The 22,515-nt window shown below is 63.3% G+C and carries 30 protein-coding genes and 1 tRNA gene; 13 read left to right on the top strand and 18 right to left on the bottom strand.

From position 1 onward, the window contains the following. The 7 genes from P8Y64_02800 to P8Y64_02830 form a co-directional block, all read left to right on the top strand. The coding region (locus tag P8Y64_02800) for an AsmA-like C-terminal region-containing protein (GenBank protein MEJ2059405.1) at positions 1–675 on the top strand (675 nt) is incomplete at its 5' end. A 2-nt stretch (positions 676–677) separates the two neighbouring features. Further along, positions 678–1,232, top strand: a complete 555-nt coding sequence (locus tag P8Y64_02805; GenBank protein ID MEJ2059406.1) for an SRPBCC family protein — start codon at positions 678–680, stop codon at positions 1,230–1,232. Further along, positions 1,229–1,807, top strand: coding sequence for an SRPBCC family protein (locus P8Y64_02810; GenBank protein ID MEJ2059407.1), 579 nt, complete (start codon positions 1,229–1,231; stop codon positions 1,805–1,807). Before P8Y64_02805 ends, P8Y64_02810 begins: the two co-directional genes overlap by 4 nt. Continuing rightward, the gene (gene mutY / locus P8Y64_02815) at positions 1,800–2,843 is read left to right on the top strand and encodes an A/G-specific adenine glycosylase (protein ID MEJ2059408.1); all 1,044 of its coding nucleotides are present in this window, start codon (positions 1,800–1,802) and stop codon (positions 2,841–2,843) included. The genes P8Y64_02810 and mutY overlap by 8 nt, the downstream gene beginning before the upstream one ends. A gap of 11 nt (positions 2,844–2,854) precedes the next feature. After that, complete coding sequence (locus P8Y64_02820; protein ID MEJ2059409.1) at positions 2,855–3,124, top strand: oxidative damage protection protein; 270 nt, start codon at positions 2,855–2,857, stop codon at positions 3,122–3,124. A 48-nt stretch (positions 3,125–3,172) separates the two neighbouring features. Continuing rightward, positions 3,173–3,248, top strand: a tRNA-Phe gene (locus P8Y64_02825). A gap of 299 nt (positions 3,249–3,547) precedes the next feature. After that, the gene (locus P8Y64_02830; protein ID MEJ2059410.1) at positions 3,548–4,966 is read left to right on the top strand and encodes a GGDEF domain-containing protein; all 1,419 of its coding nucleotides are present in this window, start codon (positions 3,548–3,550) and stop codon (positions 4,964–4,966) included. Positions 4,967–4,998: 32 nt separating this feature from the next. Here the strand turns inward: P8Y64_02830 and P8Y64_02835 are convergent, their stop codons facing one another. Continuing rightward, positions 4,999–5,637 (bottom strand): SCO family protein, encoded by a 639-nt coding sequence (locus tag P8Y64_02835; GenBank protein ID MEJ2059411.1) that lies wholly within the window; start codon positions 5,635–5,637, stop codon positions 4,999–5,001. Between the two features lie 16 nt (positions 5,638–5,653). After that, on the bottom strand, positions 5,654–6,511 hold the full coding sequence (locus P8Y64_02840; GenBank protein MEJ2059412.1) for a cytochrome c oxidase assembly protein: 858 nt from the start codon (positions 6,509–6,511) through the stop codon (positions 5,654–5,656). A gap of 119 nt (positions 6,512–6,630) precedes the next feature. Between P8Y64_02840 and P8Y64_02845 the strand changes: the two genes are divergently transcribed. After that, entirely contained in the window at positions 6,631–6,936 is a 306-nt protein-coding gene (locus P8Y64_02845; GenBank protein ID MEJ2059413.1) for an antibiotic biosynthesis monooxygenase, read from the top strand. 15 nt (positions 6,937–6,951) lie between these two features. On the opposite strand, the gene cysQ is transcribed toward P8Y64_02845, so the two are convergent. The 3 genes from cysQ to P8Y64_02860 are packed head-to-tail and all read right to left on the bottom strand — an operon-like array spanning position 6,952 to position 8,962. Further along, a complete protein-coding gene (gene cysQ / locus P8Y64_02850; GenBank protein MEJ2059414.1) occupies positions 6,952–7,755 on the bottom strand; it encodes a 3'(2'),5'-bisphosphate nucleotidase CysQ in 804 nt (267 codons plus the stop codon). Further along, positions 7,752–8,300, bottom strand: coding sequence for an ADP compounds hydrolase NudE (nudE, locus tag P8Y64_02855; GenBank protein MEJ2059415.1), 549 nt, complete (start codon positions 8,298–8,300; stop codon positions 7,752–7,754). The genes cysQ and nudE overlap by 4 nt, the downstream gene beginning before the upstream one ends. A gap of 2 nt (positions 8,301–8,302) precedes the next feature. Further along, complete coding sequence (locus P8Y64_02860; protein ID MEJ2059416.1) at positions 8,303–8,962, bottom strand: hypothetical protein; 660 nt, start codon at positions 8,960–8,962, stop codon at positions 8,303–8,305. 49 nt (positions 8,963–9,011) lie between these two features. Here P8Y64_02860 and yrfG point away from each other — a divergent pair, with 49 nt between their 5' ends. Beyond that, entirely contained in the window at positions 9,012–9,704 is a 693-nt protein-coding gene (gene yrfG, locus P8Y64_02865; GenBank protein ID MEJ2059417.1) for a GMP/IMP nucleotidase, read from the top strand. Here yrfG and P8Y64_02870 read toward each other — a convergent pair. Beyond that, on the bottom strand, positions 9,682–10,077 hold the full coding sequence (locus P8Y64_02870) for a YkgJ family cysteine cluster protein (protein ID MEJ2059418.1): 396 nt from the start codon (positions 10,075–10,077) through the stop codon (positions 9,682–9,684). The two genes, yrfG and P8Y64_02870, sit on opposite strands and share 23 nt — an antisense overlap. 160 nt (positions 10,078–10,237) lie before the next feature. Here P8Y64_02870 and P8Y64_02875 point away from each other — a divergent pair, with 160 nt between their 5' ends. Further along, complete coding sequence (locus tag P8Y64_02875; GenBank protein ID MEJ2059419.1) at positions 10,238–11,140, top strand: LysR family transcriptional regulator; 903 nt, start codon at positions 10,238–10,240, stop codon at positions 11,138–11,140. A 29-nt stretch (positions 11,141–11,169) separates the two neighbouring features. On the opposite strand, the gene P8Y64_02880 is transcribed toward P8Y64_02875, so the two are convergent. From P8Y64_02880 to P8Y64_02915, 8 genes are all read right to left on the bottom strand, one after another. Beyond that, positions 11,170–11,796 (bottom strand): malonic semialdehyde reductase, encoded by a 627-nt coding sequence (locus P8Y64_02880; GenBank protein ID MEJ2059420.1) that lies wholly within the window; start codon positions 11,794–11,796, stop codon positions 11,170–11,172. A gap of 28 nt (positions 11,797–11,824) precedes the next feature. Beyond that, entirely contained in the window at positions 11,825–12,529 is a 705-nt protein-coding gene (locus P8Y64_02885) for a pirin family protein (GenBank protein MEJ2059421.1), read from the bottom strand. Between the two features lie 111 nt (positions 12,530–12,640). Continuing rightward, a complete protein-coding gene (gene zntB / locus P8Y64_02890; protein ID MEJ2059422.1) occupies positions 12,641–13,615 on the bottom strand; it encodes a zinc transporter ZntB in 975 nt (324 codons plus the stop codon). Between the two features lie 7 nt (positions 13,616–13,622). Next, the gene (locus P8Y64_02895) at positions 13,623–15,362 is read right to left on the bottom strand and encodes a chloride channel protein (protein MEJ2059423.1); all 1,740 of its coding nucleotides are present in this window, start codon (positions 15,360–15,362) and stop codon (positions 13,623–13,625) included. Positions 15,363–15,459: 97 nt separating this feature from the next. Further along, complete coding sequence (gnd, locus tag P8Y64_02900; GenBank protein ID MEJ2059424.1) at positions 15,460–16,473, bottom strand: decarboxylating 6-phosphogluconate dehydrogenase; 1,014 nt, start codon at positions 16,471–16,473, stop codon at positions 15,460–15,462. A gap of 15 nt (positions 16,474–16,488) precedes the next feature. Further along, positions 16,489–17,046 carry a hypothetical protein gene (locus tag P8Y64_02905; GenBank protein ID MEJ2059425.1) on the bottom strand — a complete coding sequence of 186 codons (558 nt, stop codon included), beginning with the start codon at positions 17,044–17,046 and terminating at the stop codon, positions 16,489–16,491. Between the two features lie 105 nt (positions 17,047–17,151). Further along, positions 17,152–17,397 (bottom strand): hypothetical protein, encoded by a 246-nt coding sequence (locus P8Y64_02910; protein ID MEJ2059426.1) that lies wholly within the window; start codon positions 17,395–17,397, stop codon positions 17,152–17,154. 33 nt (positions 17,398–17,430) lie between these two features. Beyond that, the gene (locus P8Y64_02915; GenBank protein ID MEJ2059427.1) at positions 17,431–18,093 is read right to left on the bottom strand and encodes a 7-cyano-7-deazaguanine synthase; all 663 of its coding nucleotides are present in this window, start codon (positions 18,091–18,093) and stop codon (positions 17,431–17,433) included. Between the two features lie 52 nt (positions 18,094–18,145). On the opposite strand from P8Y64_02915, the gene hspQ reads away from it, so the two are divergent. Together hspQ and P8Y64_02925 are read left to right on the top strand one after the other, a co-directional pair. Continuing rightward, complete coding sequence (gene hspQ, locus P8Y64_02920; protein MEJ2059428.1) at positions 18,146–18,457, top strand: heat shock protein HspQ; 312 nt, start codon at positions 18,146–18,148, stop codon at positions 18,455–18,457. 5 nt (positions 18,458–18,462) lie between these two features. Next, complete coding sequence (locus P8Y64_02925) at positions 18,463–19,008, top strand: TerB family tellurite resistance protein (protein ID MEJ2059429.1); 546 nt, start codon at positions 18,463–18,465, stop codon at positions 19,006–19,008. Between the two features lie 15 nt (positions 19,009–19,023). Here P8Y64_02925 and P8Y64_02930 read toward each other — a convergent pair whose 3' ends face one another. Next, positions 19,024–19,371 carry an HU family DNA-binding protein gene (locus P8Y64_02930; protein MEJ2059430.1) on the bottom strand — a complete coding sequence of 116 codons (348 nt, stop codon included), beginning with the start codon at positions 19,369–19,371 and terminating at the stop codon, positions 19,024–19,026. 129 nt (positions 19,372–19,500) lie between these two features. On the opposite strand from P8Y64_02930, the gene P8Y64_02935 reads away from it, so the two are divergent. Further along, positions 19,501–20,202 (top strand): sulfite exporter TauE/SafE family protein, encoded by a 702-nt coding sequence (locus P8Y64_02935; protein MEJ2059431.1) that lies wholly within the window; start codon positions 19,501–19,503, stop codon positions 20,200–20,202. 36 nt (positions 20,203–20,238) lie between these two features. Here the strand turns inward: P8Y64_02935 and P8Y64_02940 are convergent, their stop codons facing one another. The 3 genes from P8Y64_02940 to P8Y64_02950 all read right to left on the bottom strand — a co-directional run bounded on the left by P8Y64_02940 (position 20,239) and on the right by P8Y64_02950 (position 22,508). After that, complete coding sequence (locus tag P8Y64_02940; protein ID MEJ2059432.1) at positions 20,239–20,679, bottom strand: DUF4426 domain-containing protein; 441 nt, start codon at positions 20,677–20,679, stop codon at positions 20,239–20,241. 87 nt (positions 20,680–20,766) lie between these two features. After that, positions 20,767–21,363: a methionine biosynthesis protein MetW gene (gene metW / locus P8Y64_02945; protein MEJ2059433.1), complete on the bottom strand. Its 597-nt coding sequence runs from the start codon at positions 21,361–21,363 to the stop codon at positions 20,767–20,769. After that, positions 21,363–22,508, bottom strand: a complete 1,146-nt coding sequence (locus tag P8Y64_02950) for a homoserine O-acetyltransferase (GenBank protein ID MEJ2059434.1) — start codon at positions 22,506–22,508, stop codon at positions 21,363–21,365. Before P8Y64_02950 ends, metW begins: the two co-directional genes overlap by 1 nt. Between the last annotated feature and the right edge of the window lie 7 nt (positions 22,509–22,515).

Raw genomic sequence — 22,515 nt, forward strand, 5'->3', positions numbered from 1 at the left:
CTCAACGCCAACGCCGCCCTGGATGTGCGCCAGGCCACGCCGGTGTGGCGGGGCGGATTCAATCTGCAGAACGTGAAACTCGGCGACCTGCTGCAGGACTATGCGGGTGACCGTTATCTGTCGGGGCTCACCCAGGCCAGCGCCCAGATCAGCACGCAGGGTAACCGGATCAGCGCCCTGCGCGGCGCGTTGGGCGGCAACGTCAGTTTCAAGATCACCGACGGCAGCATTCAGGACTCCAAGCTGGCGCAGAATATCTTGACCGCCGAGGCGGTGCTCAAGGGCAAACCGGTTCCGGCCGGCGGCTTCGAGCCCAGCAAATTCAGCACGCTGTCGGGCACCGGCGCCATTCAGCAGGGCGTGCTGAACAACCAGGACCTGCAGCTGCTCACCCCCGGCTGGCGCGCCAAGGGAGCAGGCAAGGTGGATCTGGTCCGGAACCGGGTGGACTACGTGCTGTCCGTGGGCGAGCTCAAGCCCGACACGCGCTGGTTGCCGATCCGCATCAGCGGGCCCTTCGCCAAGCTCAACTATCAGTTGCAGCTGGACAAGATGGTGGAGCAGGCCGCCAAGCAGGAGGCCAAGAAAGCGGTGCAGAAAGAGGTTGAAAAACAAAAGCAAAAACTGCAGCAGGACCTGCAGAAAGGCCTGCAGGACCTGTTCAAGCTGAAGTAACCGTGCATCGCTACCTCTGGGTTCTGCTGCTCTGGCCCCTGTGGGGGCAGGCCGCCGAGGTACATACCCTGGAGGTGCATTATGTGGACGGCGCCCTCAACGTTCAGCTCGACGCCGAACTCAACGCCCGCGTCGCTGCATTGCGCAGCGTGCTGTCCGACTACCGCAACCTCTCTCTGCTCATGCCCGTGGTGCAGAACAGCAAGGTGATCGCGGGGGCGCCGCCGGGTTGGACACGCGTGCACGCGGAGCTCCAGGGCTGTATCTGGATATTCTGCCGGGATCTCGATCACGTCATGGACGTGAAGCGGGACGACAACGGGCGCAGCCTGGCTAAAACCGTGCCCGGCGCGGGCGATTTCGCATCCGGCACCATTCGCTGGCATCTGCAGGCGGTCGGCAAATACCGCTCACGGCTGGTGCTGAACGCCCATCTGGTACCCGATATCTGGGTGCCGCCGCTCATCGGCCCCTACCTGATCGAACGCAAGGTACGCCATCAATTCTTTCTTGCCGTTTCGAGACTGGAGAGGGCCGGCCGACGGGCGCAACGATGAGCCGCTGGCTGCTTTGTTGCCTGCTGTTGCTGCCCTTTGGGCTGTGCGCCGGCGAGCTGCGCCATCTCCAGGTTACCAGTGAAAAAGGCGAATACCGGATCGAAGCCAGGGTACGGGTGGATGCGCCGGTCGACGCCGTACGGGCCACGCTAACCGACTACCGACATCTTTCGGATATCAATCCGGATATCCGCGAAAGCCGCGTGCTGCCGTCGCCCGCACCGGGCGTGACCCGCGTGCAGACCCTGGTGCATGCTTGCGCCTTTTTCTATTGTGTCGACATGAAACGCATCGAGGACGTACAGCAACTGCCGGGCGGCAGTCTGGTCAGCACCATGGTACCGGACCATACCAGCTTCAAGTCGGGACAGACCTTTTGGGGGCTGCGCCCCCTCGGAACCCAGACCGATGTGACCTACCGGGCCAGCATGCGCCCGGCGTTCTGGATTCCGCCCCTGATCGGGCCGGCGGTGGTGCGCAGCAACCTGCGCCGCGAGATGCGGGAAAGCTTCGAGCGGCTGGAGTCCATCGCCCGGGCGCGAGCCGAAGGCGCGCAGGGAGGCGGCGATGAATGAATTCGCCGCCCGCGTACTGGCCTGGTTCGCCGGCCACGGACGCCACGACCTGCCCTGGCAGCATCCGGCCACGCCTTACCGGGTCTGGATATCCGAGGTCATGCTGCAGCAGACCCAGGTCGCGACGGTCATTCCTTATTTCGAGCGCTTCATGGCGGCGTTTCCGGACGTACCTGCCCTTGCGGGCGCCGGGCAGGACGACGTGCTGGGCCATTGGAGCGGTCTGGGCTATTACGCGCGGGGCCGTAACCTGCACAAGGCCGCGCAGGAGATGGTGGCGCATCACGGCGGCGAACTGCCGGCCGACCTGGAGGCGCTCACCGACCTGCCAGGCATCGGCCGTTCCACCGCCGGGGCGATCCTGTCGCTGGGTTTTGGCATCCGCGCGCCCATCCTGGACGGCAACGTCAAGCGCGTGCTGGCGCGCTACCACGCCATGGCGGGCTGGGCCGGGCAGGCGGGTGTCCTGCGGCGCTTGTGGGAGCTGGCCGAGAACCACACACCGCATGAACAGGTGGGCGAGTACACCCAGGCCATGATGGATCTCGGCGCCACCTGCTGCACACGCACCAGGCCGCGCTGCGACGAATGTCCCCTGCAGTCCGATTGCCAGGCCTTTCAGGCCGGCCAGACCGCCGCCTTCCCCGCACCGCGTCCGCGCCGCCGCCTGCCCGAGCGCGAGACGGTGATGCTGGTGGTGCGCAATCCAGAGGGGGAGACGCTGCTGGAGCGCCGCCCGCCGAGCGGGCTGTGGGGCGGGTTGTGGAGCCTGCCCGAAGTGGCCAGGGAAGCCGAGATCGATGCCTGGTGCCGCAAGGAACTGGGCTGCAGCCCGCAGGCCAGTGAGGCACTGGCGGCCTTCACGCACACCTTCACCCATTTCCGTCTCACCATCCGGCCGGTGGCCGTACAGGTGAATAACCCTGCCGCCAGTGTGATGGAAGGGGCGGGGCGGGTCTGGTATAACACCGGTTCTCCCGCGCCGGGCGGCTTCCCCAGGCCCGTAGCGACCCTGTTGAAAGCACACACGAGTTGAGGAATCTTGGAATGGCACGAATGGTGAACTGCGTGCTCCTGGGCAAAGAGGCCGAGGGCTTGGACTTACCCCCCTACCCGGGCGAGCTCGGCAAGCGCATCTTCGAGAACGTCTCCAAGGAAGCTTGGCAGATGTGGCTCAAGCACCAGACCATGCTGATCAACGAATATCGCCTCACCCCGGTGGACCCCAAGGCCCGCAAGTTCCTGGAAGAGGAAATGGAGAAATTCTTCTTCAGTGGCGGCTCCACCAAGCCTGAAGGCTTTGTGCCGCAGTCCTGAGGACTTGACGGCAACGGGTAAAAACCGCTTTAATCCCGCCCTCATTTTGGCCAGGTAGCTCAGTTGGTAGAGCAGGGGATTGAAAATCCCCGTGTCGGCAGTTCGATTCTGTCCCTGGCCACCATCCGAACCAATAAAAAAGGCCGACGGTATTCCGTCGGCCTTTTTTATTGGTGTGGCCCGGCAGAAATAGGCCATGCGGACCAATTTGGTATTTGTTTTTGTTATGGATTGCCGGCCCTAACAGTTTGATTTGATGGTAGATTCCTAGGGGTTTTTTTAATTTGTGAACGCCGTCACAAAAGATACCGAAAAAGTAGTGTGACAATCGCGTTTGCATTTTAAGCCGGATTTCAATGACGATATCGGGCCGCGGACCCAGGTGAGACACCGGGTCGCATAACAAGAGACGGGGGCCCCGCCTTGAACGGACGCCGTGGGGAATATGCTGAGCTGACGCTCAACGACATCAACCTGTTGCACGCCCGGCCGTTCAAGGCCGAGATACGTGCGACATGGACTGTCATGGCCCTGTTGCTACTGGGCTTTGTGATCGCCATTCCCTTTGCCGCGGAGCAGTGGCCGGAATCCAATCTGTTGTACGCCGGCGCCGGCATCGCGGCCTTCGCGGAAATCACCACCGGTCTTCTGCTGCTTACGCAAGCACTGTTGCTGCGCCACGATCCGGGTCTGGCGCTGGGGCTTGGGTATCTGCTCGGCGGCATGGTGATCGTGGTCAATCTGCTGTGCGTGCAGGACGTGGCCACCCGGTTGTGGCTGTTCAGGTTCTGGCACGGCGTGTTCGTGCTGGGCGTCTTTGTGTACGCGCTGATGAACGCCTATGGCAGCGGGCTGTTCAAACGCAACGGCTTCTGGGTCCGGGCGCGTCTCGCCATCGGCGGCGGGTTGCTGCTTATCGTCCTGCTGGCCCTGTATCTCGTCTACCGGCCGTTTCCTCTGCCCGTGATCCTGCGGGATGTCGACTACGCCACTCCGCCTAACCTATGGGTCAACGGCGTTCAGTTCGTGGCGATGGTTATCGCGTGGGTGGCGCTGGTCACCGCGCGGCGCAAGACGGTTCTTTCGATCTGGATGGCGGTTGTGGCCTGCGCGGTGGCCATCGATATCGTGTTGTTCGTGCTGGGCGGCAAGCTGTTCAGTGCTGGCCTGTACATCTCCAAGCTGAACAATTTCATCGCGGGCACCCTGATCTTCGGCATGATCTTTTACCGTTTCGTGCGCATTCAGACCGAACTGCTCAAGCACCGGGTCTGGCTGGTGCGCGCCAATCGCCGGCTGGCCCGGCTGGCGTTGACCGATACGCTGACCTGCCTCCCCAACCGGGCTGCCCTGGATCAATACCTGGAGCATGCATTGGCCCGCGCCAGTCGCGAAGAAACCCTGCTGGCCGTTTGCGTAATCGACCTGGACGATTTCAAGCCGGTGAACGACCGCCATGGCCATGAAATGGGGGACCGGTTGCTCGGCTCCTTCGCCAAGCGCTTGTCCAGCCTGCTGCGCAAGGGCGAGTACTTCGCCCGCCTGGGCGGCGACGAGTTCGTGCTGGTGCTGGAGGACTTGCACGGAATGGAACAGCTCCCGGCGGTGCTGAAAAGAATCACCGCTGCGCTGGCCGAGCCCTTCGAGCTTTCGGAGGATATCGCAATCACCGTCCACGCCAGTATCGGCGTATCGGTGTATCCGTACATCGATAGCGGACGCGATCTGCTGCGCGTCGCGGACCAGGCGCTTTACCGCTCCAAGGAAGGCAAGGTGGCCAGGGAGCAGAGCTGGGTGATCCACAGCGCGGAGATTGCCGAACAACAACCCCTGTTCGGCTAGTGCGATGCCGCCGGCGTTTCGGCAGCCGACTTTCAGGAAGACGATTTCCCGATGGTTTCCCCGATGAGACGGCGCAGGTCGTGGGTGATCTTCGCCTGCTGATCGTTGTGGCGGATCATGAGCCGAGGTTTACCCTCGGGACCGAACACGAATACCGCGCTGCTGTGGGTGACCTCGTAGTCACCCTTGGCGTCGGGTTTGCCGTAGCTGTAGGTGACGCGATAGCGCTTGGTGAGCTCGCGCAGCATGTCGTTGTCGCCGCGCAGGCCGACGAATTCGGGACCGAAGTATTTCACGTAGCGATGCAGTACCGGCACCGTGTCGCGTTTGGGGTCCACGCTGACGAACAGGACGCGCACGTCGTTCATTTCGGGCCCGAGCTGCTTGAGCGCCAGGGAGAGTTTGCCCAGCGTCATGGGGCAGATGTCCGGGCAATGGGTGTAGCCGAAATACAGCAGGGCGATCTTGCCGTGGTAATTGCTGGCGCGCACCGGTTTGCCTTCGTCGTTGGTGAATTTGAAATGCAGCGTGGGCATGAGCCCATTGATGTCCGTCAGCTGCCAGGGTTTCCCACGGTCGCAGGCCGTCAGGTACAAGGTCCCCGCGAACAGGATGGGCAGGACGGTCAACAGTTGCAGGATGAAGCGGCGTAGCGGTCGGTTCCGGGACATGCAATTCCTCTGGTGTTTATTCGTTTATTTCCAGCGCGGCCGTTCGTCGGTGGGACGGGCGTGACAGCAGGATGCGGCGCAGCAGCACCAGGGCGCCCAGCACACTCATCATGCTCGCTGGTATCCAGGTGATGAGCCCGCCGAGTTCCTGATCCGTCATCGGTGCGATCGGCCAGGCCCGGCCGCAGACGCTGTAGACATCGTACAGTACGTGATTACTCAACCCGATATAGGCGCCGATGGCGATCTGCGGCAGCATCACCCCCCACAGCATGAGCAAACGGGTGCCGTAGCCGGGTGTATAGGGCTCGCCGCCGGGCGCGAGGATCAGCCACCAGAACAGCAGGCCGTCGATCACCATGCTCCAGTTCATGGCCTTGTAGCGCGGTTCGGAGAGCATGGCCTGGAAGTGCACCTCAGGCAGCAGCCAGAAGGCGATCAGCCCAACGAACAGCAGGCTCGCCACCAGCGGATGCTGCACGATGCGATAAAGCAGCCGCACACCGGGAATCGCCCAGATCGCCCGCAGTCCGGCCTTCATCCAGGCCGGTGCGCCGCGGGCGAGAATCGCGCCGGGCGCCGACAATGCGATCAGAAATGGTCCGGCGTGGTGCAGCACTAGGTGCTGCAGGCGGTGCACCCAGAACATATGCTGAGAGAGGTAGTCCAGATAGGACTGCAAAAAGAGGTAGATTCCCACCAGCCCCAGCAGGAAGGCGGCGGCGCGCCAGGGGTTGACCGCTTCGCCGGCACGGCGCATGCGCCACAGCCCGCCTACATAGACCGCCACCGTGACCGAGCAGGTCAGCAGCACCGTGAGAGAAAACTCCCACGGGGTGAGAAAGCTGATGATATGGTTCAGTTCCGCATTCATGGGGCGGCCTTCGAGCTATGACAACTCACGCCGCATGGGCTGTCAATGTACGCCGGTTGCACCCGGGATGGCCGGACCGGCAATGCCGCGGACTCACAACTTCATTAAGGAGATCGTTTATGTATGTCGTCGCCAATCGCGTGCCCGTCGCCGAAGGCTGGGAACAGGACTTCGAGACGCGGTTCCGCAACCGGGCCGGCCAGGTGGACAAGCAGCCGGGGTTCGTGCGCATGGAGATCCTCAAGCCCCAAACGCCGGATACGCCGTGGGTGGTGCTCACCCACTGGGAAAGCGAACAGGCCTTCAGGAACTGGGTCGGCAGCGAGGACTTCAAGCTGGCTCACAGCAATCCTATGCCGAAGGAGGCCTTTTCGGGCGAAGGGGCGCTGGAGCAGCACGAGGTGGTGATCCTCGCCGAGCGGTGAGCCGGGCGCGGTGGGTTACAGCAGCTGGGACCAGTCCCGCGAGTCGCGCCCGAACACGAAGAAGTGCGGATTGAGCAGCGAGTCCTTGGTGTTGTAGCGCAGCGGGTGCATTTCCGTGTCGGTGACCTGGCCGCCGGCCTCCACCACCACGCATTGGGCGGCGGCGGTATCCCATTCCGAGGTCAGGCCGAGGCGGGCATACAGGTCCGCCTTGCCTTCGGCCACCAGGCAGGATTTGAGGGCGCTGCCCATGCTGATCAGCTGGTGCTCGCCGACGCGGTGCAGGAAGGCCTGCAGTCGTTCGCTGACATGAGAACGGCTGCCCGCGATGACGGGTTTGCGTTTGCCCAGGGCGCGGGCCTGGATGGGATGTGAACCCTGGGCGTCTTCCTTGACGGCCCCCTGACCCTGCACGGCGTGATAGCCGACCTCCATCGCCGGTGCGTAAACGACGCCGAGGACGGGAACGTGATCGTGGATCAGGGCGATGTTGACGGTGAATTCGCCGTTGCGCTTGATGAATTCGCGCGTACCGTCCAGCGGGTCGATCAGCCAGTAGGTCTGCCAGCCGGCACGGACCTCGAAGGGAAGCGATTCAGATTCCTCGGACAGGACCGGGTAATCCGGCGTGAGGTCGGCCAATCCCGCGGTGATGGTGCGATGGGCGGCGAGGTCGGCCGTGGTCAACGGCGTGTTGTCGTCCTTGCGGGTGACCTCGAAGCCTTGTTCGTAGACTTCCATGATGGCCTCGCCGGCCTTGTGTGCCAGGTGCAGGGCTGCGTTGCGCAGGCGGTCGAGTGTGTCGGCGTCTGGGGTCATGAACGGTTTCTCAGGTAGTCGCGGGCCAGATACAGCGCGGCGATGGACCGCGCCTCGGTAAAGTCCTCGCGGGCGAACAGCCGGTCCAGGGCATCCACTTTCCAGGGCAGCACCTCGAGCTCTTCCGGTTCATCGCCCGGCAGGCGGTCGGGGTAGAGGTCCTGCGCAATGATGATCTGGGTGTGATGTCCCAGGTAGCCCGGCGCCAGCGTCAGGCCGGTCAGGTGGTGCAGGTCGCGCGCGCCGTAGCCCACTTCCTCGCGCAGTTCGCGGTTGGCGGCCAGTATCAAGTCCTCGTCATTCTCCACACGGCCCTTGGGCAGGCCGAGCTCGTAGCGCTCCGTGCCGGCGGCGTATTCGCGGATCAGCAGCACCGTGTCGGGATCGATAAAGGGCACGATCAGCACCGCGCCGTTGCCGGCGCTGCGCAACCGCTCGTAGCGGGTACGCACGCCGTTGGAGAATTCGAGGTCGAGTTCCTCGATGCAGAACAAGCGGCTTTCGGCAATGACCTGCGTGGTGAGGATGCGGGGCTTGCGCGCCATGTTCAGCCTACGGGCTCGAAACGGATATCGGTGCGCAGTTTGCCTTCGAACCAGGTGTCGTAATGCAGGCCGCCAACATCCTTCCAGAAACGAAAACCGGTTTGCGGGCGGGGCGAGATCGATTCGAACTTGAGTAACCGGTGGGGATATTCGACGCTCATGCTCACATGCAGGGGATAAAAGCCATCCAGGAAACGGCGCATAAAGGGTCCATTGCGCAGGCTGTAACTGCCATCCGGGTTTTTCCAGAGCGCGCGGGATTCGGCGCTGACGCAGAGCCGTGCATGGTGCCCGATATCGACGAGCTGCACGCTGGCGCCTTCGATCCAGGCCCGCTCGATGCCATTCGCAACCGTAATACGCAGGTTACGAATGCGGTGTTTATTGTACACGACCTGCGCACGCGGGACGGCATCGAGATGTTCGTGGCACTGGGTGAGCCGGATCCAGCCGTTGCGCAGGCTGTCGCGGGTGATCACGATATGATTTTCGTGGTGATGCGTGGGCTTGGCGGGCTGGTGCCGAAGGAAGACCAGCGTGCCTTCGTTGACCTGCTCGGCGCGGAATTCGCTGTCGTCGTTGAGCCAGGCGTCGTCCGCCGGGGTCGCGAAGGCGGCCACGGTAACCATCAGGCCAGCGGCGAAACCCAGTGTTTTATGCATGGTCTATGATCAAGCCGGATTACCCGGAAAGGATAGCAGTTTGAGAAAGATTCAGCGTGAACCCCTGGACTGGGATGACATCGATACGGTCTTCCTGGACATGGACGGCACCCTGCTCGATCTGAGGTTCGACAACCATTTCTGGCTCGAGCACATGCCGGTGCGTTACGCAGAGATTCACGGCATCGATGAGCGGCACGCGCGGCAGGAGCTGTACCGGCGCTTCGACGCGATCCGCGGCACCCTGGACTGGTATTGCCTGGATTACTGGTCGCGCGAACTGGGCCTGGACCTGGTGGCGCTGAAACGCGAGGTGGCGGATCTCATCGTGATGCGCGAGCACGTGCCCGAGTTTCTGCAGCAGCTGGCGGTCATGGGCAAGCGGCGTGTGCTGCTGACCAATGCCCACCGCGGCAGCGTGGCCCTGAAGATGGAAATGACCGAGCTGAGCGGGCATCTGGACCGGGTGATCAGCGCGCACGACCTGCGCTGCGCCAAGGAGGAGCCCGGTTTCTGGAGCCATTTGCAGGCGGTGGAGGCCTTCGATCCCGCCCGCAGCCTGCTGATCGACGATAACCTCGACGTCCTGAGTGCCGCGGCCGGTTTCGGCCTGGGGCAGGTGCTGGCCGTGCGGCGACCCGATTCGGCTCAGCAGGACAAGGAAACGGGCGAGTTCAACGCAGTGGATGATTTCCGCTGGCTGGTGCCCGGGACGGCCGTCAGCCGCGCTTCCACTTCTTGAAGCGCTTCTTGCAGTACTTGAGCAGCGAGTCGTAGTCCGGGAAGTAAAGATCGAAGCCGTCCTCGGCGGGGGCGTCGAACTCGCAGTAGTCGTTGGTGTGGTCGCGGCAGACCTGGGGACGCACGTCGTAGATGCCGCAGCGGCCGTCCGGCTTCAGATGCGTGCAACGCGCATCCACCAGCAGGTACCAGCCGTCCTCGTCCTTGTAGATCGAGATGCCCTGGTGGGACACCTGCCACAGCAGGTGCTCGTAATCGTATTTGGACTTCGGGGTGTCGATCTCCTGGGTCACGTAGGTGCAGCACTTGCTGTTGGTGCAGAAACCGCACTTGTTCTCCGGCGTGATCTTGACCTTGATGTCTTCGAGTTTCATGAGTGGGGAGTTCCGGGCATCTCTGTTCAAAGCGGGTTGCGGCGCATTGTAACGCTTCGTGTAGCCGCTGTCGGTGTGCGGTGGTCATTTCTGCCGGCAGACGTCGTGCAGGTGATGGGGTAAGCTCAGCAAATCCGATTTCCCGCCATCACTATCGCTCATGCGCCTGACACTCGATGCCCTTGCCGTACTGGATGCGATCGACCGCAAGGGAAGCTTCGCGGCCGCCGCCGAGGTTTTGCATCGCGTGCCTTCGGCAATCACCTACACCGTGCAGAAACTGGAGCAGGATCTCGGCGTCGAGCTGTTCGACCGCAGCGGACACCGTGCACGGCTGACGCCGGCGGGGCAGTTGCTGCTGAAGGAAGGGCGTCATCTGCTGCGAACGGCGGACGACCTGGAAGGGTTGGTCAAACGCACGGCGACCGGCTGGGAAACCGAACTCAACATCGCGGTCGATGATCTGATTCCGCTCGAACGGTTTTATCCGCTGTTCGAGGCATTTTATGCGGAGGGTAACCGTACGCGCCTGCGGGTCGGCACCGAGGTGCTGGGCGGCAGCTGGGATGCACTCACCACCAGGCGCGCCGAGCTGGTCATCGGCGCCACGGGCGACCCGCCGCCGTTCGGCGGTTATGCCTCACGGGTGATCGGCAGTATGCGGTTCGTGTTCGTGGTGCCGCCCGGCCATCCGCTGGCGGATGCGCCCGAGCCGCTGACCGAGGACCAGATCCGGCCGCATCGCGTGGTAGCGGCGGCGGACAGTTCGCGGGATTTGCCGCCGCGTACCGTCGGACTCGCGGGACTGCAGGATGTCTTCACCGTGTCGGGAATGCGCGCCAAATGCGAGGCGCATCGCCACGGGCTGGGGGTGGGCCATGTGCCGGAGCACTATGTGCGCGACGACCTAGCCGAAGGGCGGCTGATCACCAAGCGGCTCGAAGGCGGGCTGCCCTGTCCCCAGCTGTATGTGGCCTGGCGTACCGACCGCATGGGCAAGGCGCTGGGGTGGTTTCTGGAACGCCTCGAGTCTCCGGACTGGTTCGAGGGGCTGTTGGTCTGACCGCGGCGTCCCTGCCGCAGCCGAATGATTCATACGATCTGGCAGGCCTGCTCGAAGCCGAGCCGCGGTCCGCGCGGGAACAGTCCGCTGTGGTCGCCGTATCCCAGGTTGACCAGAAAATTAGAACGGTAGCGCCCGTCGGGAAAGAACTCCGCGTCGAGCTTGGCGTTGTCGAAGCCGGACATGGGGCCGCAGTCCAGCCCCAGGGCGCGCGCCGCCATGATCAGATAGGCGCCCTGCAGGGCGCCGTTGCGAAAGGCGGTCGCTTCCCGCAGTGATTCGTTGCCCTCGAACAGCCCCCGAGCGTCGGGCATGTGCGGGAACAGCGTGGGCAGGTGTTCGTGAAAGGCCGTGTCGTGCGCGACGATCACCGTGACCGGCGCACTGCGGGTCTTTTCCACGTTGCCGGGTGAGAGCGCCGGGAGCAGGCGTTCCCTGCCTTCCTCGCTGGTGACGAAAACCAGCCGCGCCGGGCTGCTGTTCATGCTGGTCGGCGCCATCTTCACCAGGTCGTACAGTTCGTGCAGCACGGCCTCTTCCACCGGGCGGTCCAGCCATTTGGGAAAGCTGCGGGCCTCGCGGAACAGGACGTTCAGCGACTGGTCGTCGAGAATCCGGGTTTCGGCTGTAGTTGTCTGCACTTGTGCCTGTGTCATGGTGTATGTCCCCTCAGTGTGTTGTTCGTTACCGGTTCGGCATGTCGAAAAGCAGCAGTTCCGCCTGAGCGGTTCCCTGTAGCTCGATGTGTGATTCGTCTTTGACGGTCACCGCATCCCCGGCGTTCAGCTCCTGGTTGTTGACGCGGGCGCTGCCCTGCGCCACGTGCAGGTAGGCGATGCGGTCCGGGTCCAGGCGGTGTTCGGTCTGTTCGCCGTCCGCCAGCAGGGTGCCGTACAGGCGGGTGTCCTGATGGATGGTGACCGAACCGTCCGTGCCGTCGGGGGAGGCGAGCAGGCGCAGGCGGCCGCGGCGTTCCGCTGCGGCGAAGGGGCGCTGTTCGTAGCCGGGCGTCAGTCCACGCTGGTTCGGCAGGATCCAGATCTGCAGCAGATGGACCTGCTCCTCCGCGGAGTGATTGAACTCGCTGTGGGTGATGCCCGTGCCGGCGGTCATGCGCTGCACCTCGCCGGGGCGGATCACGGCGTGGTTGCCCGTGCTGTCACGATGTTCCAGCGCCCCTTCCAGCACATAGGTGACGATCTCCATGTCCTGGTGCGGATGGGTGGGGAAGCCCGCGCCGGGCTTGATCCGATCCTCGTTGATCACCCGCAGGGTGGAGACGCCCATGTGGCGGGGGTCGTAATAATCGGCAAACGAGAAACTGTGCCAGCTGTCGAGCCAGCCGTGCACGGCGTGTCCGCGTTCAGCGGCCTTGCGCAGTTCCAGCATGTCAGCCTCCGCTCAAACGTGATTCGATGGGAAGCAATTGTTTAGTGATTTACTGGGACTTGATAGCGGAATATTCAGGCCTAGATGTTCAATCGGTTTGAACGACCCGGCCTAGAACCAGCGGTACTTGCGCAGCAGCCAGATCTGGATGCCCACGGTGACGACCAGGCCGGCGATCAGCCAGGCGAAGCCGGCATGGTCGCTTTGACCGGGGATGCCGCCCAGGTTCACGCCGAACAGGCCGGTGAGAAAGCTCAAGGGCAGAAACAGCGCTGCAACGATGGACAAGATGTAAATGCGGCGGTTGAGCTGTTCCGACAGCCGGCTGACGAGTTCCTCGTGGGTGATGGTGGCGCGTTCGCGCACGGTGTCGAGGTCCTCGACGTAACGCACGATGCGGTCGCCCACCTCGCGCAGCAGCAGCCGGTCCTTTTCCGTCAGCCAGGGGATGCGCTCCGCCTGCAGGTGCGCCACGGCGTCCCGCTGCGGGGCCAGATAACGGCGCAGGACGATGGCCTGGCGGCGCAGATGGGAGAGGGCGAGGCGCAGTTCCGACCCCTGCTCCGACAACACGCGGTCCTCTAGTTCGGCGGTGGCGTCCTCGATGTTTTCCATCACCCCGGCCATGTTGTCCACCAGATGATCCGCCAGTGAGGCGAGAAATTCGCTGGTGTCCACCGGGCCGAGGCCCCGCTCCAATGCCTGGGTGAGTTCGTCGACGCTCAGCAGGCGGCGGCGGTGGGTGCTGATGATGCGGCCTTGCTCTGCCCACAGCCGGATGGCGACCATGTCCTCGGGGTCGGATTCGGGGTTCAGGTTCACGCCGCGCAGGGTCAGCATCAGGCCGTCCTGGAAGGGGGTGCTGCGCGGGCGGGTCTCTTCGGCCAGCAGGGCCTCGCAGATGACATCGTCGAGGCCGCTCTCCTCACGAATCCAGGTCTGGATCGAGGGGTCGCTGTAATCCAGGTGAACCCAGATCAGGCCGTCCTCCGGCTGCCAGTCCTGGACCTCGACCCAGCTCAGGCGCCGGCCGCGGCCTTTGCCGTCGAGCAGGTAGGCGAGCCGGAAACCCTGTGGCAAGTCCACGACGACGCTACCCCTGGGGATCGGAGACCGGCTGCGAGAACGCCTCTACCGCGGAGCGAAACGCCTGGATGGCATGCTCCTCTGCTTTGACGAGCAGCACGTCACCGACTTCCAGCACCGTATCCGGTTTGGGGGGGACTTCATCCTCGCCGCGCACGATGGCGACGACGTGCACGCTGTGTCGGGTGGGCAGCACCTCGCCGATGGTCTGCCCGGCCAGTATCGAGCCTGTCGGAATGTCCAGGCGATATAGGCGTTCCCGGCTGTCGCTGATGGGGATGCCCTTGGTGGCCGCCAGGGTGGGGAGGTCGTCGAAACACAGGGATTGATCGAAGTGAATGCCCTGCTTGTGCAGCAGACTGAGTGCCAGCGTCTTCATGCTGCCATGGTGGGCGGGGCTTTCTGCCTGGGTGTCCACCTGGGCCTCGTAAAGAGAGGGGTAGGTAGCGCGACGGGTGAGCGCGTACTGGACGATAAAGCTGATGGAAACCGCCAGCATGGCGGGCGCCACCAGATGATAGCCGCCGGTCATCTCGGTCACCATGACCAGTGCTGCGATCGGTACCCGCGCCGCGCCGGCGAACATCGCGGCCATGCCCACCACGGCGAGTGCGGCTTCGTTAACCGGGATACCGAGATCATGCAGCAGCGCGGCCAGGGCTGCGCCCAGCATGACGCCCACGAACAGCGTGGGGGCGAACACACCGCCCGATCCACCTGAACCGATGGTGAGAGCCATGGCGACGATCTTGCCGAAGGCGAGCAGGAGCAAAAGACCTACGCTCAGGCCCGCCGCGCCCTGAAGTCCAAGCTGGATATAGCCATAGCCTCCGCCCAATACCCCGGGAAGGAAAACGCCCATCAGACCCAGGATCAGCCCGCCGATCGCGGGCTTGAAATGGTTCGGGATGCGGATGGCGCGAAAGCCGTCCCTCAGTTTGTAAAAGATGCTGGGCAGCAGGGCGCTGGTTCCGCCGCAGATGAGTCCCAGCAGGGCGAACCACAGCAGTTCGCGAGGGCCGTTGATGCCGATCCCCGCGGGGAGAATGAATAGCGGTGCAAAGCCGTCGAACAAACCGGTGACGGCGTAGGATACGGATGCCGCAATCAGCGTATAGATCAGGGCTTCGCCTTCGAAGGCCATCATCGAATAGAGGACCTCAACCGCGAAGATGGCCGTACCGAGCGGGCTCTTGAAGATGGCGGAAAGTCCGGCCGCCATACCGATCAGCACCATATAGCGGCGCTCGTCGGTGGATAGTTTCAGCAGTGACCCGATAATGGAGCCGATGCCTGCGGCGATCTGGGCCGTCGGTCCTTCGCGCCCTGCGGTGCCGCCGGAGCCGATGGTGATGGCGCTGGCCAGGGTTTTGACCAGCGGCACCCGGTAGCGGATCCAGCCACCGGTTTGGTGAAAGGCCCTGACCGCGGCATCCGTGCCGTGACCCTCCGCTTCCGGGGCGAAACCATACACCAGCAGTCCGGATAGCAGGCCACCGACAGTGGTCGCCACGGGGATCAGCCAGGCGTAATGCGTTTCAGGTGGCAGTTTGCCGGCGGCATGTGCCGCCTCTACCGTCAGGAAATAATGATCGGCAAGCGTGCCGAGGAGGGCCTGCTCACTGAGGTGCAGCAGCCATAAAAACAGCTGTGCACCCAATGCTCCGATCACGCCCAGCAGTACGCTCAATACCACGAGACGCGTACCCCGGTTGAGGTGCAACAACCTGTTTGTCGTTTCCGCCATGTCGGACAAGCAGCGGCCCTCGGAGGATTATTTTACTTTTAAGAGTACACCTTAACTCAGTGGGAGGCCGGTTTATCCCCTGTCGCCAAGCCGGCAATTAATCTGACTTTTCGTGGTGACCGCCGAATTCGCGGCGCATGGCGGAAAGCAGTTGATCGGCGAAGGCATCGTGATGGCGGGAGCCGAACCGCTCGTACAACGCGGTGCTCAATACAGGTGCCGGCACACCTTCGTCGATGGCGGCCTTGATCGTCCAGCGCCCTTCGCCGGAATCTGACACTCTCCCGGTGTAGTCGGCCAGTTCGGGGTCGTCGTGCAGGGCGTCGGCGGTGAGGTCCAGCAGCCAGGAGGCGATCACGCTGCCGCGTCGCCAGACCTCGGCCACCGCAGCCAGATCCAGGTCGTAGCGGAAATGTTCGGGATCGCGCAGCGGCGTGGTCTCGGCGTCGGTGTCGCGGTTCTGGTTGCCGGCATTGGCGTTGCGCAGGATGTTGAAACCTTCGGCATAAGCGGCCATCAGTCCGTATTCGATGCCGTTATGCACCATCTTGACGAAATGGCCTGCCCCGCTGGGGCCGCAATGCAGATAACCCCGTTCCTCGGGGGCGTGCGGTCCCTGGCGTGCAGGCGTGCGCGGGGCGGCCTGCAGGCCCGGCGCGAGGGCGGTGAAGACGGCATGGAGCTGTTCCACGGCTACCTTCGGCCCGCCGATCATCAGGCAGTAGCCGCGTTCCAGTCCGCGCACGCCGCCGCTGACCCCGACATCGAGATAGTGGATGCCGTCTTCGGCCAGGGCCTGCGCCCGCTCAAGGTCGTCGTGATAGTAGGAATTGCCGCCGTCGATCAGGCAGTCGCCGTGCTCGAGGTGTTTGGCCATCTCTCCACTCACCCGGTCCACGATGGCGGCCGGGACCATCATCCACACGTGCCGCGGCGGTTGCAGCGCTGCGGCCAGGGCGTCGAGTGAATCCACCCCTCTGGCGCCCTCCTGAACCAGTTGCCGGACCGTTTCCGGATTGGTGTCGTAGACGACGCATTCGTGGCCCGCCTTGAGCAGGCGGCGCACCATATTCGAGCCCATACGGCCCAGACCGATCATGGCGATTTGCATAGACACCTCCTTGGATCATTGCGATTGAGCCGGCCCGAGTTCGGTGACTTCCAGCGGATCGCCCTGCTGCAACGGATGGCGCACGGCATCCGTCCGATCCGCCGGTGTTTTCAGCAGAATGAGATACTGGCCGGCTTTGATGGCGCGGTGCAGGCGTTCGAGTTCGGTCTCCGGGATGCCGTGGCGATGCATGGCCACGCCGAGCTGGGAGAGGGCGGCCGCCGCGCCCATGCCGCCTCCGCCCATCGCCGCCCCGGTCATCCCGCCGGCCAGCGCCTGCACCAGCGGGCCGACGATCATTACCGAGCCGATGCCGGGCAGGAAGATCATCCCCGCGGCGCCTGCCAGCAAACCGAGCAGTCCGCCCCAGGCGGCCCCTTGCGCGGCCCAGACCTTCATGCGCTCATTCACGCCCGGATGCAGGATGCCGAGCACGTCGTCGCCGCTGGAATCCACCCTGCCGAGCACCGATACCTGGTCGAGCGGAAAGTCCTGTTCGGCCAGCGCCTCGACGGCGCGGTGGGCGTGGTTCTCGTCGCGGTAGATCGCGACTACGAAGTGTTCTGTCGTCATCTGGGATTCCTTGGCGTAAACCGAAAACGGCCACCCCGTCGCTGACGGGGCTTTCCTAACATTTAGTTTGATCCCGATCCGGTGTCGAGTTCAGTTAAGGGGACGTTACTTCACCGGGGTGGGCAGATTGCGGATCAGGTCGAGCCGGATGCGCTGCGTTTCACCCTGATCGTTCAGTGCTTCCAGATACTGGGCCCCGTCCTTTTCGTCGATGCCGGTGGGGCGCAGGCGCGCCATCCAGGCGTGGTCGGAGTCCTCTTCGACCCAGTGCAGGTCGAGCAGTTCGCCGGTCAGGATGGCGATCTCCAGGCGTTCGCGGACATGGGGCGCTACGGGCGTGTAGGGTTTCATGGGAAATGAAGCTGCGGTCGGGGAACGGCCATCTTACTGTACCCGTGTCGCTGGCCTGTAACGGGTCGGGTCGGGTTGGTCCGCGTTTTCGAATGCGGCGCGGCGTTTTTCGCACTGCGGACAGGCCCCGCAGGCCAGCTCGTATCCCAGCAGGCAGCTGTAGGTGTGGGTGTAATCCACGCCCAGGCCCACGCCGCGTTCGATCACTTCGGCCTTGCCGAGTTCGATATAGGGGGCTTCGCAGTCGAGGTCAGCCAGCGTCCGTGCGATGGCCCTGAAATGCGTCAGGAAGTCCGTGCCGGCGCTGGGGTAGGCGGTGGTGTCCTCGCGGTTCAGGGCGAGCAGCAGGCGGCGGGCCCTCATCTGCGCCGCCCAGCTCAGGCTGAGGCTCAACAGGGTGAGGTTGCGATGCGGTATGGGGACGTGCAGGCGTTTTTCCTGCCCGGCCCGGAATGCCTCCCCGGCAGCGGACAGATCCAGGTGTTTGAGCGCCAGGCCCAGCTGTCTGCATTGATGCTCGGCGGCTGCGAACTCCTGCTGCGCGGCCCGCTGGGCATAGTCGATGAACAGCGGATACAGCATTTCGCCCCGACGGGCCTCGTCGTGCAGCAGGGTGCTGCTCTCGATGCCGCCGCTCAGCAGGATGACGGAACCCTGCGTCGCCGCCGTGTTCGAAACTTGAGTAATGGTCGACACGGCCCCATTGTATAAAGATTGGCAAAGTCAGTAACCGGTCGCTTTAATAACCATGCATCAAGCACGTTTTTCCGTCGGTCAACTGGTCCATCACAAGCTGTTCGATTATCGCGGCGTCATTTTCGATGTCGATCCGACCTTCGACGGCAGCGATGACTGGTACGAGCAGATGGCCAAGTCACGTCCCCCCAAGGACCAGCCCTGGTATCACGTCCTGGTGGACGGGATGGATGCCACCACCTATGTGGCCGAACGCAACCTGGAACCGGATTCGCGGCTCGAACCGATCGAGCATCCCTACGTCGAGACCTTCTTCAGTGATTTCGATGACGGCGTCTATCATCTGCGGGTCCGCAGCAACTGAGAGGTATGACCGTGACCTCGTTGATGGATAATCTGCGCGGCCTGTTTTCGCGCTACCTGGACGAGCCGGGGAACGAGGCGTCGCCGCGGGCCTTGGAAATCGCCGTTACCCTGTTGATGCTTGAGATTGCGCGCGCGGATTTCGACACCGACGGACGCGAGCGGACGCAGATAGTCCAGGCGCTGGGGACGACCTTCGGCTTTTCGGATGCGGAGGCTCGCGAGGTGCTGGCGCTGGCCGAGCAGCGGGAGGCGGATGCCACCTCGCTGCATCCTGCGCTGCGCAGGATCAACGATGCCTTTTCGCCCGAGCAGAAATACGCCGTCATCGAGTCGTTATGGCGCGTCGCCTACGCCGACGGTCGTTTGGACAAGTACGAGGAATACCACGTCCGCAAGATTGCGGACCTGCTTTACGTCCCTCACAGTGCCTTCATTCGCGCCAAGTGTGTGGTGGAGGCCGAGACGCAGGGCACCGGAGAGGACTGCGCGGGGGAGGAAAACGAAAACGGCCCGCTGCAGGTTTCGCCTGCAGCGGGCCGTTCGGAGTAAGGCTAGCCCCTACCTTTAGACCATATCCTTCAGGCCCTTCAGCGGCAGCACCTTAACCACCTTGCGGGCCGGCTTGGCCTTAAAGACGGTTTCTTCACCCGTGAAAGGATTGATACCCTTGCGCGCCCTGGTGGCGGGCTTCTTGACGACCTTGATCTTCATCAAGCCGGGCACGGAAAACAGACCCGGGCCACGCGGCTTGAGGTTCTTCTGGATCATGCCGTTCAGCGAATCGAAGACCGCGGTAACCTCTTTACGGGTCAGGCCGGTCTCTTCCGAGATGTGCGCGAGGATTTCGCTCTTGGTGGGTGCCTTGGCGGGAGCTGCGGCGGATTTTTTTGCGGCCTTTTTCTTGGCTGCCATGGAGTACTCCTTGGTTCCAGTTGATGCTGATGACAAAATTTTGAATACCTTAGCATGCACCTTACCAATGTGCGAGAGTGTTGATCGTATGAAAGTCAGTCAGGGCAGGGGTTTCAGCGGGGATCGGGTGTGGATCTGACGCTCGGCAATCAGGCCGGTTATCTGGCCGCGTTCATCGTCGGCCTGCTCGGCGGGGTGCACTGCGTCGGCATGTGCGGCGGCATCGTCGGCGCGCTGACCTTCGGGCTGCCCGAACCGGTACGCAGCCGGCCGCGCGGACTGTTTCCTTACCTGCTTGCCTACAACCTGGCGCGCATTCTCAGTTACACCCTGGCCGGCACCTTGATGGGCGGTGTCGGCTGGTTCGCCGCGCATTGGCTGTCCATTCGCGATGCCCAGCTCTGGCTGCACGGATTCGCCGCCCTGTTCATGATCGCGCTGGGCCTTTATCTGGGCGGATGGTGGCGCGGCCTGGCCCGCCTGGAGCAGGCCGGCGGCCGCCTGTGGAAACGGCTGGAGCCGCTGGGCCGCCGTTTCATCCCGGTGCGCTCGCCCTGGGCGGCCTTTCAGCTCGGCCTGGTGTGGGGCTGGCTGCCCTGCGGGCTGGTTTACAGCGTACTGATCTGGTCCATCGCCGCGGGTTCGGCGGTGCATGGCGCGCTGCTGCTGCTGAGCTTCGGTCTGGGCACCCTGCCCAATCTGCTGGCGATGGGGGTGTTCGCCGCCCAGTTGGCGCACTTCACCCGCCGGCCGCTGGTGCGCCAGATCGCCGGCCTCATGGTGCTGAGCTTCGGCGTGTTCGCCTTGTGGGGGATCGCGCACAGCCTCTGACGCCATCGCATGGCGCCAGAGGCGTTCGGGAAAAGGTCAGTCGGTGAAGAACTGCTGATCGAATTCGATTTCGTGCGGCCTGCCGCCCTGCGGCGTGACCTTGATGTGGAATTTCAGGGTTTCCGCATTACTGATGGGAAACTCGCCGATGTAGTAGATCGCGCCCTGGTCGTTGATTTCCCGCATGTCCACGTTCTTGATCTGGCCGTTCAGGTTGATGGCGGACACGCTGACATCGGCGCGTGCCGGTTTGCCGACCACGCCCATGCTTTTCTCCAGCACGGAGATGTTGATCAGGCCGCGGTTTTTACTGCGGGTGATGTTGTAGTTGCGCGCAACGGACGGCGTCAGCATGTCGCTGTTCAGCGCATTGTAATGAATGGTAAAGCGGTTGCCGCTCACCGACTGCTCGGCGGCAGCGGTAAAGGGTACTGCGATCATCAGCACGGCAAACAGCAGGAAATAGAGGCGGTTCATGACGGCTCCTCCTTAGGCGTTGTTATTTGATATGTCGCCTTTGAACGAGTTTAGGCGATGATCAACGCTTCTGCAGGTGGGTGCGTGTCAGGCGCGGCTGAAGCGGTACAGGGCGATTTCGCCCAGCAGGTTGGGGAACAGGCGCATGCCGAGATGGGTGTGGTGATTGATGTCCACCACGCTGCGCTGCAGGATGCGAATACCGAGCTCCGTGCAAAGCGCTTCGAAATCGCGCAGGGTGCACAGGTGGATATTGGGCGTGTTGTACCACTGGTTCGGCAGAGAGCGCGTGACGGGCATGCGTCCGTCGAAACTGAACTGTATGCGTGAACGCCAGTGACCGATGTTGGGGAAGGTAACGATGCCCTCACGCCCGACCCGCATCATCTCCGCCAGCAGATGTTTCGGGTGGCGGATTGCCTGCAGCGTCTGCGTCATCACCACGTAGTCGAAGGAATCCTCGTCGAAGAATTCTTCCAGGCCGTTATCCAGGTCGGTTTGCGCGACGTGCACGCCGCGCTCGATGCAGCGCACGATGTTGTCGGGATCGATCTCCATGCCGTAACCGGTGACCTGTTTCTGGTCGGCCAGCCAGGAAAGCAGGGTGCCGTCACCGCAGCCCAGGTCGAGTACGCGCGAGCCCGGGTTGATCCATTTGCTGATGATTTCGAGATCGGCGCGCATCAGCTGCATTCCCCGGCGACTTTTTCCATGTACGCGTACAACACGCTCATGTATTTGGGTATGGGCATCAGGAAGGCGTCATGACCATGATGCGCCTCGATCTCCGAGTAGGTGACCGAGCGGTCCGCATCCAGCAGGGCGCGCACAATCTGGCGGGAACGGCTGGGCGCGAAACGCCAGTCGCTGGTGAAGGAGATCACCAGGAATTTGGCCAGCGCGCGCCGGAAGGCCTCGGCCAGGTCGTTGCCGTATTCGGCGGCCGGATCGAAATAGTCCAGCGCCTTGGTCATCAATAAATAGGTGTTGGCGTCGAAGCGGTCGACGAAACTGCGGCCCTGGTAGCGCAGGTAGCTTTCCACCTGGAATTCGACATCGAACCCGAAGTTGATCCTGCCTTCGCGCAGCTCGCGCCCGAACTTGGCGCGCATGCTTTCGTCCGAGAGGTAGGTGATGTGTCCCAGCATGCGGGCCAGCATCAGGCCGCGGCGCGGCACGGTGTCATGTTCGTAGAAATGTCCGCCGTGGAATTCCGGATCGGAGAGAATCGCCTGGCGCGCCACCTCGTTGAAGGCGATGTTTTGCGCCGACAGGCGCGGCGCGGCGGCGATGACGACCGCGTGCCGCAGGCGTTCCGGTAGATCGATGGCCCATTGCATGACCTGCATGCCGCCAAGGCTACCGCCGATGATGGCGGCCCATTGCCGGATACCCAGCGCGTCGGCCAGACGTGCCTGCACCTGCACCCAGTCCTTGACGGTGACGATGGGGAAGTCGGCGCCGTAGGGTTTGTTCGTCTGCGGGTTGATGCTGGTGGGGCCGGTGGAGCCGCGGCAGCCGCCCAGGTTGTTGGGTGAGACGATGAAGAACCGGTTGGTGTCGAACGGCTTGCCCGGGCCGATGGCGGAATCCCACCAGCCCGGCTTGCGGTCTTCCATGTTGTGATAGCCGGCCGCATGGTGATCGCCCGACAAGGCATGGCAGATCAGGATGGCGTTGTCGCGTGCGGCGTTGAGCTCTCCGTAGGTTTCGTACACCAGTTCGTAGTGCGGCAGCACGCGCCCGCTCTCCAGTTCGAGAGATTCCTCGAAACGCGCCGTCTGCGGAGTGACGAGGCCGACGGAGTCAGGCGGGATGGAATCGGGCATTGCGGTT

The sequence above is a fragment of the Gammaproteobacteria bacterium genome, assembly GCA_037388465.1.
Classification (GTDB): domain Bacteria; phylum Pseudomonadota; class Gammaproteobacteria; order SpSt-1174; family SpSt-1174; genus JARRKE01.